The organism is Mesorhizobium quangtriensis (assembly GCF_040081925.1).
GTDB lineage: Bacteria > Pseudomonadota > Alphaproteobacteria > Rhizobiales > Rhizobiaceae > Mesorhizobium_K > Mesorhizobium_K quangtriensis.
In genome coordinates, this window is sequence record NZ_JBEBMF010000003.1 from 399934 (window position 1) to 414031 (window position 14098).

Genomic DNA, 14098 nt, shown 5'->3' on the forward strand with positions numbered 1-14098 from the left:
CGTCACGGCGACGGCCGCAAGGTGCTGCGGTTGGGATCGTAGGGCGCGAGGTCGGCGTCGCGCAAATCCGTGGCGATTTCCCAAGCCGCCAGTTCGCCGACGACAGGGGCCAGCGTCACGCCGGAGTGAAGCACCGCGACGTAGATGCCATGGACTCCATCGGGCCGGCCGATCGCCGGATAGCCGTCGCGCGGCGTAGGGCGATATCCCACGGTGAGGAAATCCCGCTCAAGCCCTTCCGCGCCGCCGACCATGGTCCGGACATTGTCGAGAAGGCTGGTCGCCATCTCCCTGTCGCGGCCCCCTGGGTCGCCTCCAGCGAAGTCGGTCCCTATGATGAGCCTGCCTTCCCGCGTCTGGCGAACATGGAAATCGGGTGTCATGACGAGCCCGTTCAGTAGCTTGCGGTCCGATATTGTCGAATGGGCGATGAGACCCGGCGGTGCATCGATAGCCAGGTTGACGCCGGCGGTTTCGAGAAGCCTTGCCGTCTCGGCGCCTGCGGTGATCAGCACCTCGTCCGCCAACAGCGTTTCGCCGTCCGTCGTTTCGATCCCGGCGACACGGCCAGCGTGAAAATGCAGGGACATGGCCTCGGTTCGGTCGATGAAGCGTGCACCGCGCGCAACTGCGGCCGCCAGAAGCGAGTTCGACGCCGCGACCGGCTCCAGCATCCCTTCCTCTGCGACATGGAGCGCCAGTTCTGGCGGATTTTTCAAGCCTGGTTCGATTTTCAGGGCCTCGTCGCGGTCGACCGTACGGATCCCATAGCCCCAGCCGGCATGTTCCTGCGCGTAGGCGGCAAGTTCAGCTTGGGGCAGGTCCCAAAGGAGGCCGCCGCACCAGTCGACCGACAGGCCTGGCACGCTGCGTTCCAGGTTCCGCCAGCCTGCCATGGACCGGCGGCGGAAATGAAAATACCATTCGGGGTTGCCCCAACTCGCGTTGATCCAGGCAAAGGAGTTGCGCGTCGCGAGCCCGCCACCGTCGCCGGCATCGACGATCGTCACCTCGCAGTCAAATCCGGTCAGGTGCCATGCAACGGATGCGCCGATGATGCCGGCGCCGACGACGAGTACCCGCTTGGCCATGCTTTTCTCTAGGCTTTCAGTCCGGTCAGGAATTTCGCGAAGATCATCGACCCTTCTGGCCAGGGCCCGTGCCCGGATTCTGCGTTGAGATGGCCGACTTCCCCTGCATCGAGGAAGAGGGAACCCCAGGCGCCGGCGATGTCCTCTGCGACGTCGAACGATCCGTACGGATCGTTGCGGCTCGCGATGACCACCGACGGGAAGGGCAGCGGGTCGCGAGGGTAGGGGCCGAACGTCATCAGGTGCTTTGGCCGGATCGACGGATTGGCGACCTCAGGCGGGGCGACGAAGAATCCACCCGCGACCCGCTTCTTGAATCGCGGGATCGACTGGATGACCGTCGGCACCCCCAGCGAATGGGCGACCAGCACGACCGGCCGCTCGGCTTGGTTAACGGCGTCGGCTACGGCCTCGGTCCAGTCCTCCCGTACAGGCTTCGACCATTCCGCCTGCTCCACGCGGCGCGCCGTCGAAAGCTTGGCCTCCCAGCGGCTTTGCCAGTGATCGGCCCCGGAATTGGTGTAGCCCGGTACGATGAGAATATCTGCTTCGCTTACTTTCATGGGGCGGATGTAGCGACCGGTTGCGGCAGGCGCAACCTTCGCAACAGTCAATGATTATCGAACGTCGTGTTCGGGATTGGAGGTCTTGTGTGAACGATCCTTCGAAGTATCTATAGGACGAAGGTTGGCCAGCACGGAGTGGATTTGTGGCGATCGACAGACGTACGGTCATCGGTGGACTGGGTGCAATGGCGGCGGCGCCGGCCGGACTTGCAGCTGCAGAGGAACAGACAATGAGTAATCTTCCATTCGCGGCGACGACACCGATAAGTGTCGGTCAGGTCGGCCTCAAGGCCCGAAACGCAAAGGCGCTTGCAGACTATTACAGCGCGGTCGTCGGGCTGGAACAGTTGTCGTCCGACGGCGAGACGATCACACTCGGCTCGAAGGACAGGCCGCTACTCGTCATCGAAAACGACAAAGCGTCCAAACCGGATGATCCGCGCAGCGCCGGACTTTTCCATACCGCGTTCCTGCTGCCCTCCCGGGCGGACCTTGGCCGCTGGATAAACCATGCGATCGAAAACAGGATTCCAGTTGATGGAGCTTCCGATCACCTCGTGAGCGAGGCGCTCTATCTGACTGATCCCGAAGGCAACGGCATCGAGATCTATGCCGACCGGCTTCCCACCGACTGGAAATGGAATGGCAGTCAGATCGAGATGGCGACCAACCGCATGGATGTCGAAGGCGTCCGTGGCGCGGTGCCGGCTAGGGGCCCGAAATGGCAAGGCGCTCCCGAAGGATCTGTCGTCGGCCACGTCCATCTGCGCGTCGGCGACCCGGTTGCGGCGGAAGACTGGTGGAAGCGCACGCTCGGCTTCGACACGGTGGCGAAATACGGGGCGCAGGCGGTGTTTTTGTCGACCGGCGGCTATCACCACCATATCGGCGCCAACGCGTGGCAGAGCGCCGGCGCGGGCCAACGCGATCACGGACGCTCGGGTCTCGATTGGGTCGAACTGCGCTCCTCGCAGGCGCCGGAATCGGCTTCCTACGAGGACCCGTGGGGCACGACCATCCGCGTCGTGCCGGGCCAGCCTGCCTGATCGAAGCTAGGCGGTCGTTGCGGGGGGCGGGTTCGCGCGGGCGGCGCGGCGTTTTCGTTTGTGCCCGCTCACGCCCCACCGCTTGTGGAACCACATCCATTGGCCCGGGTCCTCGCGCACCCAGCCCTCCACCACGTCGTTCAGCAATTGGGCCGAGGCGTTGATGTCGATTTCGCCGTCAGGTCCGCGGGGCAATTCCAGCGCTTCGTGGATTTCGAGCCGATAGCGATTGCCCGGCAGGCGGACACAGCGCGCCGGATGAACCGGGCAGTCGAACCGCCGGGCAAGCATCGCCACCACCGGGTTGGTCTCGCAGGCGCGTCCGAAAAAGGTGGTTTCCACACCGTTCCGATACTTCTGATCAACAAGAGCACCGACATTGCCACCCTTTTCCAGGATTGCGGCAAGCGTGAACGCTGCACCTGCGCTGGTCGGCAGAAGCCCGCCCATTTTCGACGTGCGCGTCGAAAGAATGTAGTCGGCGATATAGGGGTTATTGGGGGGCCTGAACAAAGCGGTCATGTTCAGGCCGTGAACGGCCGCGGCGATCGGCAGAAGTTCGAAATTTCCGGTATGCGCGGTGAAAAGGATGTGGGGCTTCTCTTCGGCGGCGAGCCGATGGAAGAGCTCAGCGCCGACGATTTCGATGCGTCCGTCCGTTCGGCTGTGGGCGTCGGCATCGAACAACTGGTCGAGGAATATGTACTCGGCCGCGAGCCGGGCCATGTTGTCCCACATTTCGAGGGCGATCGCCTCGATCTCCAATTCGGACTTTTCGGGATAGGCGTGTCGTAGGTTGTCGCAGGCCGTGCGATGCCGTCCCAGCCAAGGCCCGACCTTCCTCGAAGCGCGGCCTGCAAAATCCAGCGCCCGGTCAGGCGGAAGCTTGCGCAGGAACCACAGCGCAGTCATGGCCACCCGCGCGATCAGCCAGTCGCCGACCTTGCGCGACCAGATGATCACAGGCCGCATCACCCTGTAGCGGAAGTCGAACGAACTCCTACGCGTCAAGGCGAGCCTCAGCCCAGGCGCAGGATGATCTTGCCGAACACATCGCGGCTTTCCATGCGCTTCAGCGCATCGCCGATCCCGGCAAAGTCCACTTCCGTGTCGACCACAGGCGAAACCAGGCCGCCCGCCATCTTCTGCATGGCGTTCGCCATGTTCTCCATGCGACAGCCGAACGAACCGAAAATCTTCAGTTGCTGTTGGAAAAGCTGCATCAGATTCATCGTCGTGGAGACACCGGACGTCGAGCCGCAGGTGACGAGCCTTCCGCCGCGCTTCAGTGAGAGCATCGAGCCGGCCCAGGTGTCGGCCCCGACATGCTCGAAGACCACATCGACGCCCTTCTTCTTGGTGATCTTGCGCACCGCGCCTTCAAAACGGTCTTCGCGGTAGTTGATGACGTGGTCTGCGCCAAGCGCTGTCGCCTTCGCCATCTTGTCGTCTGAACCGACGGTGGTGATGACCGTGCAGCCCATCTTCTTGGCAAGCTGGATCGCGGCCGTGCCGATGCCCGAGCCGCCGGCATGGACGAGGATCGTTTCGCCAGGCTGCAGCCTGGCGTTGTCGAACAGCATGTGCTCGACGGTTCCGAAGGTCACCGGCGCGACCGCCGCGCCGACTGCGTCGACGCCGGGCGGAGCAGGGACGAGCAGACGCGCCGGAAGGTTGATCTTTTCCTGCGCGAAGCCGTCGAGATGGAATCCGTGGACGCCCGAAACATGCTCGCAAAGATTGTCTCGGCCTTCGCGACAAGCCTTGCACAGCCCGCAGGTGCGCGCGCCGTAGATCGAGACGAGTTGGCCGGGAAGAAGTCCCGAGACGCTCGGCCCGACGGCAGCGACCTCGCCTGAGGCTTCAGCACCGATCGTGAGCGGCAGCTTGCGCTTCGCGAAGGCCATGCCGCGCCAGCCCCATACGTCGATATGGTTGAGCGCGACCGCCTTGATGCTGACCGTCACTTCGCCAAGTCCCGGCTCCGGCGGAGACGGGATTTCGACCGCTTCGAGCCGGCGGTCCTCGATCAGTTGCAAAGCGCGCATTGTGCGGGCGAATTCCCTTAAAAATTGTCAGGGCGTTCGCTTAGACGGGTTCCCGCGTCAACACAAGGCAGGCGTTCTGGCCGCCGAAGCCGAAGGAATTGGAGAGCACGCTCGAGATATCGGCCGAACGCTTTACGTTGGGCACGACATCGAGCTCGATCGACGGATCGGGATTGTCGTAGTTGATGGTCGGCGGAATGACGCCTTCACGCATGGTCATCAGCGAGAACGCGGCCTCGACCGCTCCTGCGGCCGACAGCGTATGGCCGATCATCGATTTGTTCGACGAAACCGGAATATCGCGGATACGTTCGCCGAAGACGGTCGACAGCGAAAGATGCTCCATCTTGTCGTTTTCGGGCGTCGAGGTGCCGTGGGCATTCACGTAACCGATCCGGTCTTCGGAGAGGCCGGCATCGGCAAGCGCCGCCCGTACAGCAGCAATGGCAGGCGAGCCATCCGGCTTCGAACGGGTGCGGTGGAAATCATCGGCACGCTCGCCGCAGCCGCTCAAGATGCCAAGCACCGTAGCGCCGCGCGCGAGAGCGGCTTCCAGCGATTCGAGCACGAGGGCAGCAGCGCCTTCGGCGATGACGAAGCCGTCGCGATCGCGCGAGAACGGTTTAGATGCCTTCTCCGGTATGTCGTTCTGCGTGGAGAGCGCCGACAGCAGCGAGAAGCGGATCAGCGCCTCAGCCGTCACCGAACCGTCTGCCCCTATCGAAAGCGCACGTTCGGACTCGCCGCGCCGGATCGCCTCGACGCCGAGCTGGATGGCCGTTGCACCAGACGCACAAGCAGTGGAAAGCGTGATCGGCAGGCCGCGCGCGCCGAACTCGTCCGCCAGCCGGTCGGCTATGGTGCCAAACTGCGCCGCCTCGAAGATGTCCTGCGAATTGAGGCCGCGCGCGATCTCCAGAACCGTGTCGGTGGCCGTGCCCTTGTGCCCCGGCGCGTAGAGACTGAAGCGATCCGCCCAGTCCAGTTCCACCGGCGGCGAGGCGAGGAAAAGCGGCCCACCAAAATCCTCGGGCGGCAAACCGGACTCGCCGATGGCCTCGCGCGCGGCTGTCTCGGCAAGCTCATAGGTAAGCGCCGTCGCTCCTTTTGAACTAGAAGCCAGGAAATCGACGGTGCCGCATATTGTGGTGTTCAGGTGGTCGGTTGGAAACCGCGTAATCGGGTGGATGCCCGATTTTCCGCTGGTCAGGGCATTCCAGTTATCCCGCTTGCCGACGCCCAGCGACGTCACGATGCCTATGCCGGTGACGGCGACGATCGGTCGTCCAAGGTGGTCAGTGAGCTTCGTCATGCATCGTCCCCGGGAGTGTCTGCGGCAAGAACCCGCGCAATGCCCTCAAACTGGTGATAGCCGACCGTTGTTGCAAGTACGGCACTGGTGTCGCCGTCGAACGGTCGTTCGTTTTCTGCGTCGAAAACGGGGTAGGCGGAGCCCTTGTTTACCGCAAGCGCCGCCAGCGCGACGGCGAAGGGGAACTGTGCCTCCTTCATGTGGCCCGTGATGCCTGTGAAGCCTCGCAGCGCCACTGAGGGGAAGGCGCCAAACACGTCCTTTTCGGCCGCCGTTGCGGCGTGCGCGCCCGATAGGCCCGATACCGCCAGGATCGGCTTCTGGCTCGGCAGCCCGGCTTTCCCGGCCAGCGCTGAGAGGGCGCCGGACAGGCTTTCCTTTCTGCGGCGCGCGCGGCCAGAAACAATTGGCCCGAGTTGGGCATAAGCCTTTCGGCCGCGCTTTTCGGCGTGCTCGCGCGATTCAAGCACGAGGAACGCGCCGCCCGAGCCGGTAACGACGCCGCCACCCTCGGAGCCTTTGCGCTGCCAGACCGGTTTCCACGGACCGCGGTGCAGATAGCCGCCGAGTTCGTAGCCGAGAAGCATGTCGTAGTGTTCGGTCTGGAAGGCTGCGCCAACCAGCATATGCGAGGACTGGCCCGAACGGATGCGGGCCGCGGCCGTCTCGACGGCGGCGACGCCGGCGCCTTCCTCGCCCATGAAGGTGCGCGAAGAACCCGTTACCTTGTGCACGATCGAGATATTGCCCGCGAGCAGGTTGGAAAGCTGCGCCAGGAAAAGGGTAGGGCGCAGTTCGGTGGTGAGCTTTTCGTTGAGCAACACGCCACGATCGTTACGCGTCGTGGAGGCTTCGAGGATCGTGGTATCGACGGTCTCGTCGCGCTCACCGCCACCGGCAGCGACGACCATGTCCATGGTTGAGCAAAGCGCTTCGTCGGCCTTCAGCCCTGCGTCGTCGAGCGCCAGCCCGGCGGCATAGGTGCCGAGCCGCTGCCATGTCTCCATCTGGCGCTGGTCGCCGCGCTTGGGGATTTGCAGGCCCCAGTCGATCGCAGGCAGCGGATGAACGAGATAAGGCGGGAAACGCGTGTCGTCGATGACAGGCGCCGGCGGGTCGACCGCCAGCTTTTGCCAGTGTGCTTCGATGCCTTCGCCAAGCGAGGACACCAGGCCAATGCCGGTTATGAGAACGTCGTTGGAGTTCATGATGCCGTTTCGCCTAAACGGCCGGCTTGATCAAGCGGCCTTTGCGGCCACGAGCCCGTCGATCTTTGCGCAGAGGTTCTTCATCAGGAAGTATTCGTCCGTCGAGGCCTTGCCGTCGTTGACTTCCTGAGTCCACTTCTCGAGCGGCACCTTGATGCCGAATTCCTTGTCGATCGCAAAGACGATGTCGAGGAAATCGAGGCTGTCGATCCCAAGATCGTCGATCGTGTGGCTTTCCGGGGTGATCGTGTTGATGTCGATCTCGCTGGTATCAGCGATGATCTTCGCGACTTTCTCGAAAGTGGTCGGCACGGTTCTTCCTTCAAAAATCCCTGCAAACCAAGGCGTTCAGCCCCGGCGCGGCTCGTTGAGGCGCTGTCTAGTCGCTTTTTCGCGTCGTGAAAAGGGCCGGCAGGCGTCAGCGCGGCTTACTACGGAAGGGTTTGCACGTCTAATTGAAAATAATTCGCCCGACGACGCGCAACCCGTCACCTTCGGGAACAACGATCACAGCCTCGCCTTCACGGGCGGTTTGGCCGCCTGTAAGCGCCTGAATCGTCTCAAGATGGGTCACGAGGACGAGATTCCCTGAGTCGGAATAATCCCGAATCTCGGCGAGGATTGCATCCAGCTGCTCCTTGCGCGCTGCCTCGTCTCCAACCGGCGGGTCCATTGGTGCGAACTCCTCCGCGTCTCCAAACGCGAGTCGTGCCGTTTCCTTCGTCCGACAATAGCGGCTTGTCAGCACGCGGCCCGTCGGAGCCGCGCGGGCGGCGAACAACGCGCCGATCTTGCGCGCCTGCTGCTTCCCCCGCTCCGAAAGGTTACGCTGCGTCGAGCACTTTTCGATGTCGAACGTGGCTGGTTCGGCGGCGCCGGGGGCCATAGCATGTCGCAGGAGCACGATTTGCTCGCCTTCGCGCAGAAGTGCCCAGCCGGCCTCGGTTGCATTGGCCTCCGCCGCAAATAACAGCATGAACGCGGCGGCAAGTAAGCGGAACACTCGTAATTCACTCCCCATAGGCCCGACATAGGGATGGGAATTGCGAAAGAAAGGCAAGGGCGGCCGAGGTCACTTCGCCGCCATTGCCTGCCGGATCAACTCGATCTTCTGATCGGTGATTGCGATCGGAGCGACATAGCCGGACTCCGTGAAACCTGCCTTCGCGTTCTCGAAATACGCGATTGCCTTGGCGTATTCCGCATTCCCGCCGCCCAGAGCGCCGCGATTCCAGTGGATGTCGCCAAGGTTGTTCTGTCCGAACGCCCATTGCAGTGGCTGCGATTCACGCGTGAAAACCCGCAGCGACGCCTCGAATGCCGCCGCAGCTTCCTCCAGATGCTGGCCGCTGCTCTGGCGCGTGCCGAGATTGAGAAGAGCCATGCCAAGCCCGTTCTGGGCGTTGGCCCAGTCGACCGGCGTATTCTCGAAGGTAAGCACTTCAAGTGCCGCGCGGCGGGCGGCGATCGATTCGACCAGGCTTTGCGTCCCTTCCTCGCTGTTGCTGAGCCACAGGAGGGTGGAAGCGACGCCGGTCTGCGAGAGCGCCCACTGGTGAGGCCAGATGTCGCGCCGGTATTCCTCCAACGAATCCCTGTAGGCTTGGACAGCCTCACGATACCGCGCGGGCTCGCCGCTCATGCCGCCGAGCAGTTGGAGAGTGTTACCGGAATTGTAGCGCGTCATCGCCCAGTCGAGCGGCAGCGCATCACGTGTGTAGATTTGTGCCGCTGCCTCGAACGCCTCGACCGACTCCTCCATTCGCCGCACTTCGGACGTGCGCTGCCCCAGCGTTTGGTAGACCGCTCCGAGATTGTTCTGGGCTGATGCCCAGTCCATAGGGAACTTGTCGCGCGTATAGACTTGAAGTGCGTCCTGGTACGCTGTCACCGCCTCTTCCAGCAGGGCGGTATCGAGATCGAACTTGCTGATATGCGTCAGCGTGTTGCCGAGATTGAGCCTGCTGGTCGCCCAATCGATCGGGAAGGTGTCGCGCATACGGACCTCCAGCGCCGAGCGGAAGGCGTCTGCCGCTGCCTCGAAGGAGGTCTTGTCGTTGCGGGCGTTTCCGAGCCCGTTCAGCGTGTTGCCGAGATTGTTCTGGACCATTGCCCATTGAACTGGGGCGGCTTCCTTCGTGTAGACCTCGAGCGCCGCGCGATAGGCGGCTTGCGCCTCCGTGAGACGCGCGACATTCGGATCGCGCTCGGACAGGGCATAGAGCGTGATGCCGATATTGTTCTGCGTCGCTGCCCAATCGAGCGGAACTTTGGTCCGGTCACGCTTCTCCAGCGCTGCGCGAAACGCTGCAACGGCCTCGTTAAGCTGACTCGCATCCCCTCGGCGCTGTCCGAGAACGAGCAGGACATTGCCGATGTTGTTCTGGGCAGCAGCCCAGTTCACGTCGTCCTTTGTCTCGGTGAAGACGCCGAGCGATTCCCGGAAAATCTCGGCCGCCTGCAACAGTTGCGCATCGTTCGTGTCGCGCTCGCCAAGGGTCTGAAGCACGACCGCCATGTTGTTGCGGGTGATCGCCCAGTCTTCGCCCTGTTCGCCGTAGGGCAGCATCCCGAGGATCTGTTCATACGCCTTGATCGAGCGGTCGAGCGCGGCCTTGTCGCCCTTGTTGTCGCCGAACGCGCCAAGAGCCTCGGCCTCCATGTTCTTGTAGTTCCAGGCGAGCTTTTCGTCCCACTTCTCGACCAGTCCGAAGGCCTTGCCGTAGTCGCCCGCGGCAGCCGCGTAGTCGAAGACCAGGGAGGCAGCATCCGCGCGCTGGATGTAGACCGCTGCGTCTGCAAGACGCTTCTGCCTGACCGCATCCTCGGCCGCGTCGACTGCGCCGCTCGTAGCCTCGACACGCGCGACAGCCTGGTCGAGGAATTGCCGTGCGGTGACGATCGCGCCTTCGCGGATTGCTGTGTCTGCTGCCGAGGCCAGACGCACGATTTCCGGGTCGTCGGTCCTGAGCGCGTCCCGTTCCGCGAACATTTTCGTCAGCCGTTCCGCCTGGGAGTCGAGGACCTTCTCCAGGTCCGCGGGATTCTCGGGAATTTCGTTTGTGCCGAGCGCTCGCAGCACGCCGTAAAGTGAGTCCAGTGGCACATTGCCCTTGGCTGCGGCCAATTCAACCTGCGAACGCTTCACGTCTGGCAGGTCCGCTATGGTCAACAGGAGTTCCCGGCGCTCGCCAGTTATCATTGCCTCGTCGCCGGCTGGTTCATCCTGCGCCACGCCGAAATAGAGCAGCCTGCGCAGGCTCTCGTTGACCCACGGCCGCTGCGCGCCCCTTGTGTCGAGATAGACCTCTTCCGTCACCATGCGCATGACGTTGCCGAATTCGGCCCCCTCCATCGCGCCGAGGTGGCGAAGCAGCGCTGACGCGTAGGGGCTGGTCTCGCCCGCCGTCCCATCCAACGCAGGTTGGCCGGGCTCTGCGGCAAAGCCGATGACGGTTCCGAGGTTGTCATTTGCGGGCGCATCTTTTGTCTTGAGCGAGACTGCACCGCGAACCGGAGCCAGTCCGCCAGCCGTCACCTTGTCGCCCGAGGCTTTCGGTTGACGACGAACGACGGCGTCGGGCGGGAAGGGGTTGGTCCTGCAGGCGTCCAGGAGTAGGATCGCTACGGGCACCTTCTGCTTCAGTTCATCCATGATTTCAGATAGCGGAACCAGCGCTTCGGACGCATTCGCGAGCGACGAAACGTCTGCGTCGATGGGGATCAGCCAGTTTTCGCCGCCCGCCTCGATGCCATGGCCCGAATAGTAGAGGAGGGCGACATCAGCCTCTTCGGCATCCTCGACAAACCGTTCGATGTCGCGCTTGAGCTTGGACGCATCCCGGTCGGTTACGCCGCGCGCTTCGAACCCGAGATCGGTAAGCAGCTTGACCACGTCGCGGGCATCGTTCGCGGGGTTCGGCAGGGCGGTGATGTGTTCATAGTCCGACTGGCCGATGACAAGGGCAATGCCGTTAAGGCTGCTTTTCTCCTCGGCCTTGACCGGCGGTGCAACACCCAGCGCAAAAACCACAACGAGGACCAACCTCGCCGTGGCGGCATATCGGGACAGCGATGAACGCCCAGCTTGCATGTCTGCTCCGGAAAACCCGATCTACCCATGCAATTGCCAGCCGACAATGATCAAAATCGGGCAATCGCATTGCGCGGGGCAGGCCCGTGGCCTATTCGGGACCACCGTGTCCTCGGTCATCGAAACCACACTTTTCGTCTTTGGGCTGGTCGCGCTCGGCTATCTCGCCGGGCTAAGCGGCTACCTGAAGATTCAGGTCGGCGATGCTTTGACCGACTTTGCCGTTGGCGTGGCCCTGCCGCTCCTGCTTTTTCGAACGATGGTGGGTGCCGATTTTCATGGCTCCGCCCCATGGGCCTTGTGGGGCGTCTATTTTACTGGCGCCGCCCTGACATGGGTCGTCGGGCATCTCGTCATGACGAGGGCGTTCGGACGAGACTCGCAGGCCGGTGTCGTCGGAGGTGTATCAGCCGCCTATTCCAACCTTGTGCTGCTGGGCATCCCCTTCATGCTCGGGGTGTATGGCCCGCCGGGATTCGAAGTCCTCTCCCTGCTGATCGCCATCCACTTTCCCCTGATGACCATGGTTTCCATCATCCTGTTCGACCTGTTCGGACACCGCAAGAACGGCAGGATCAGCGCGGGCGAAATCCTGCGCGCGTTCCTGAGGCGCGTTTTGCCGAACTCGCTGATGATCGGTATCCTCGCTGGCCTGCTTTGGCGCATCACCGGACTGCAGCTTCCCTTGTTCGTCGATCGTATGGTGGACGCGCTTGCCGACATCGCGGGACCTCTGGCGCTCTTTGCGATGGGACTTGGGCTGAGGAAGTTCAGCATTTCCGGAAACATCTTGCCGGCCGCTGCCCTTACCGTCCTGAAGCTGTTCCTGATGCCAGCTCTGGTCCTCGGCCTGGCGTTGCTGATGGGCCTGCCACCGATGACGGCCAAGGTGGCTGTCGTCGCTGCCGCACTGCCCTCCGGCGTGAACTCCTATCTCCTTGCCGTGCAATTCGGAACCGGACAGGGGCTGGCGTCCAGCCAGGTCAGCATAGCCACGGCCTTTGCGGTATTGACCACTGCTTTCTGGCTGACGGTCGTGCAAGCAGTCTTTGGCTAACGCGTGGCCTCCCGCATACATCGCTGGACCAAGCCCTTTCGGCCAATAAACATTGATCGACTTAGGTCCGGTGCGCTAAAGCGGCATCGGCTTTGGACGCTCGGCGTCCCCCACAATCAAACAACGCGGCCAGACATGTCGCACAGGAGGCAGAACGATGCTCCAGAAAACCAGCCATTTCTTGCGTGAGGCCAACCTCATCGGCGGCGAATGGGTCCAGGCAGACAGCGGCGCCACGGTCGACGTGACCAACCCCGCGACCGGACTCAAGATCGGCACTGTGCCGAAGTCGGGCAAGTCTGAAACACGCCGCGCGATCGAGGCAGCCGAGGAAGCGTTCCAGTCATGGCGCAAGACCTCCGTGCTGGAGCGCCACAAGCTGCTCCGCAAGCTCCACGACGCCATCATGGACAACCAGCAGCCGCTCGCCGAACTGCTGACCACCGAGCAGGGCAAGTCGCTTGCCGAGGCCAAGGGCGAGGTCGGCATCTCCGCCGCCTACGTCCTGTGGTTCGCCGAGGAAGGCCGCCGCACCTATGGCGACGTTGTGCCGTCTCCATGGGCCGACCGCCGCATCATCACCACCAAGCAGCCGGTCGGCGTCGTGGCGGCGATCACGCCTTGGAACTTCCCGTCCTCGATGCTCGCTCGCAAGCTCGGCCCTGCCTTCGCCGCTGGCTGCACGGCGGTCGTCAAGCCAGCCTCGCAGACGCCCTACTCAGCGCTTGCGTTCGGTGTGCTGGCCGAGGAGGCGGGTTTCCCGAAGGGCGTTATCAACATCGTGACCGGCTCGGCCGGTGAGATCGGTGACGAGATCTGCTCCAACCCGCTGGTCAAGAAGCTGACCTTCACGGGCTCGACCGAGATCGGCAAGATGCTGATGGCCAAGTGCGCCGGCACGGTGAAGAAGGTTTCGATGGAACTCGGCGGCAACGCGCCGTTCCTCGTCTTCGACGATGCCGACGTTGATCGCGCGGTCGAGGGCGCCATGGTCGCCAAGTACCGCAACTCGGGCCAGACCTGCGTCTGCACAAACCGCTTCTTCGTGCAGGCCGGCATCTATGACGCCTTCGTCGAGAAGCTCGCAGCCGCCAGCAACAAGTTGAAGATCGGCTCGGGCCTCGAGGACGGCACCCAGCAGGGTCCGCTGATCGATGTGAAGGCGGTGGAGAAGGTTGAGGAATTTGTTGAGGACGCAAAGGCGAAGGGCGGCCGTGTCGTCGCAGGCGGCAAGCGCCACGCGCTCGGCGGCTCCTTCTACGAGCCGACCGTCATCGCCGACGCCAAGCCGTCCATGAAGTTTATGAAGGAAGAGATTTTCGGCCCCGTCGCCCCAGTCTTCAAGTTCGAGACCGAGGAAGAGGCGGTGAAGCTCGCCAACGACACCGAGTTCGGCCTCGCCGCCTATGCGTACACAGGCAGCCTCGGCCGCGCTTTCCGGGTCATGGAAGAGCTGAAATACGGCATGGTCGGCATCAATGAAGGCCTCATCACCACGGTCGAGGCTCCGTTTGGCGGTGTCAAGGAATCCGGTGTCGGCCGAGAAGGCGGGCATCAGGGCATCGAGGATTACCTCGACACCAAATATGTCTGCCTCGGAGGCCTCGGTCTCTGATTTCTCTTGCAGGCCGGGCCAAAACCCGGCCTGTTTTGTTTTCAACAGTGGTGGAGACGCGC

General features: G+C 63.0%; 12 protein-coding genes. 3 read left to right on the top strand and 9 right to left on the bottom strand.

Going from position 1 to position 14098, the window contains the following annotated elements; genetic code table 11:
- Positions 1-2: 2 nt before the first annotated feature.
- Both ABMA32_RS17725 and ABMA32_RS17730 read right to left on the bottom strand, forming a co-directional pair.
- Positions 3-1091, bottom strand: a complete 1089-nt coding sequence (locus ABMA32_RS17725; protein ID WP_349015133.1) for an NAD(P)/FAD-dependent oxidoreductase — start codon at positions 1089-1091, stop codon at positions 3-5.
- An 8-nt stretch (positions 1092-1099) separates the two neighbouring features.
- Positions 1100-1654, bottom strand: a complete 555-nt coding sequence (locus tag ABMA32_RS17730) for an RBBP9/YdeN family alpha/beta hydrolase (protein WP_349015471.1) — start codon at positions 1652-1654, stop codon at positions 1100-1102.
- Between the two features lie 233 nt (positions 1655-1887).
- Here ABMA32_RS17730 and ABMA32_RS17735 point away from each other — a divergent pair, with 233 nt between their 5' ends.
- Entirely contained in the window at positions 1888-2703 is an 816-nt protein-coding gene (locus ABMA32_RS17735) for a VOC family protein (RefSeq protein ID WP_349015134.1), read from the top strand.
- A 6-nt stretch (positions 2704-2709) separates the two neighbouring features.
- Here the strand turns inward: ABMA32_RS17735 and ABMA32_RS17740 are convergent, their stop codons facing one another.
- The 7 genes from ABMA32_RS17740 to ABMA32_RS17770 form a co-directional block, all read right to left on the bottom strand.
- Positions 2710-3675, bottom strand: coding sequence for a lipid A biosynthesis lauroyl acyltransferase (locus tag ABMA32_RS17740; protein ID WP_349015472.1), 966 nt, complete (start codon positions 3673-3675; stop codon positions 2710-2712).
- A gap of 47 nt (positions 3676-3722) precedes the next feature.
- The gene (locus ABMA32_RS17745; RefSeq protein ID WP_349015135.1) at positions 3723-4751 is read right to left on the bottom strand and encodes a zinc-binding dehydrogenase; all 1029 of its coding nucleotides are present in this window, start codon (positions 4749-4751) and stop codon (positions 3723-3725) included.
- 40 nt (positions 4752-4791) lie between these two features.
- Entirely contained in the window at positions 4792-6063 is a 1272-nt protein-coding gene (locus ABMA32_RS17750) for a beta-ketoacyl-ACP synthase (protein WP_349015136.1), read from the bottom strand.
- Positions 6060-7271: a beta-ketoacyl-ACP synthase gene (locus tag ABMA32_RS17755; RefSeq protein ID WP_425475555.1), complete on the bottom strand. Its 1212-nt coding sequence runs from the start codon at positions 7269-7271 to the stop codon at positions 6060-6062. The genes ABMA32_RS17750 and ABMA32_RS17755 overlap by 4 nt, the downstream gene beginning before the upstream one ends.
- Before the next feature lie 30 nt (positions 7272-7301).
- Complete coding sequence (locus tag ABMA32_RS17760) at positions 7302-7583, bottom strand: acyl carrier protein (RefSeq protein WP_292773135.1); 282 nt, start codon at positions 7581-7583, stop codon at positions 7302-7304.
- A gap of 139 nt (positions 7584-7722) precedes the next feature.
- A complete protein-coding gene (locus ABMA32_RS17765) occupies positions 7723-8274 on the bottom strand; it encodes a histidine phosphatase family protein (RefSeq protein ID WP_425475562.1) in 552 nt (183 codons plus the stop codon).
- 69 nt (positions 8275-8343) lie between these two features.
- The gene (locus tag ABMA32_RS17770; protein ID WP_349015137.1) at positions 8344-11364 is read right to left on the bottom strand and encodes a caspase family protein; all 3021 of its coding nucleotides are present in this window, start codon (positions 11362-11364) and stop codon (positions 8344-8346) included.
- A 106-nt stretch (positions 11365-11470) separates the two neighbouring features.
- Here ABMA32_RS17770 and ABMA32_RS17775 point away from each other — a divergent pair, with 106 nt between their 5' ends.
- Entirely contained in the window at positions 11471-12421 is a 951-nt protein-coding gene (locus ABMA32_RS17775; RefSeq protein WP_349015138.1) for an AEC family transporter, read from the top strand.
- A gap of 157 nt (positions 12422-12578) precedes the next feature.
- Positions 12579-14036, top strand: a complete 1458-nt coding sequence (locus ABMA32_RS17780; protein ID WP_349015139.1) for an NAD-dependent succinate-semialdehyde dehydrogenase — start codon at positions 12579-12581, stop codon at positions 14034-14036.
- The last annotated feature ends 62 nt before the right edge of the window (positions 14037-14098 follow it).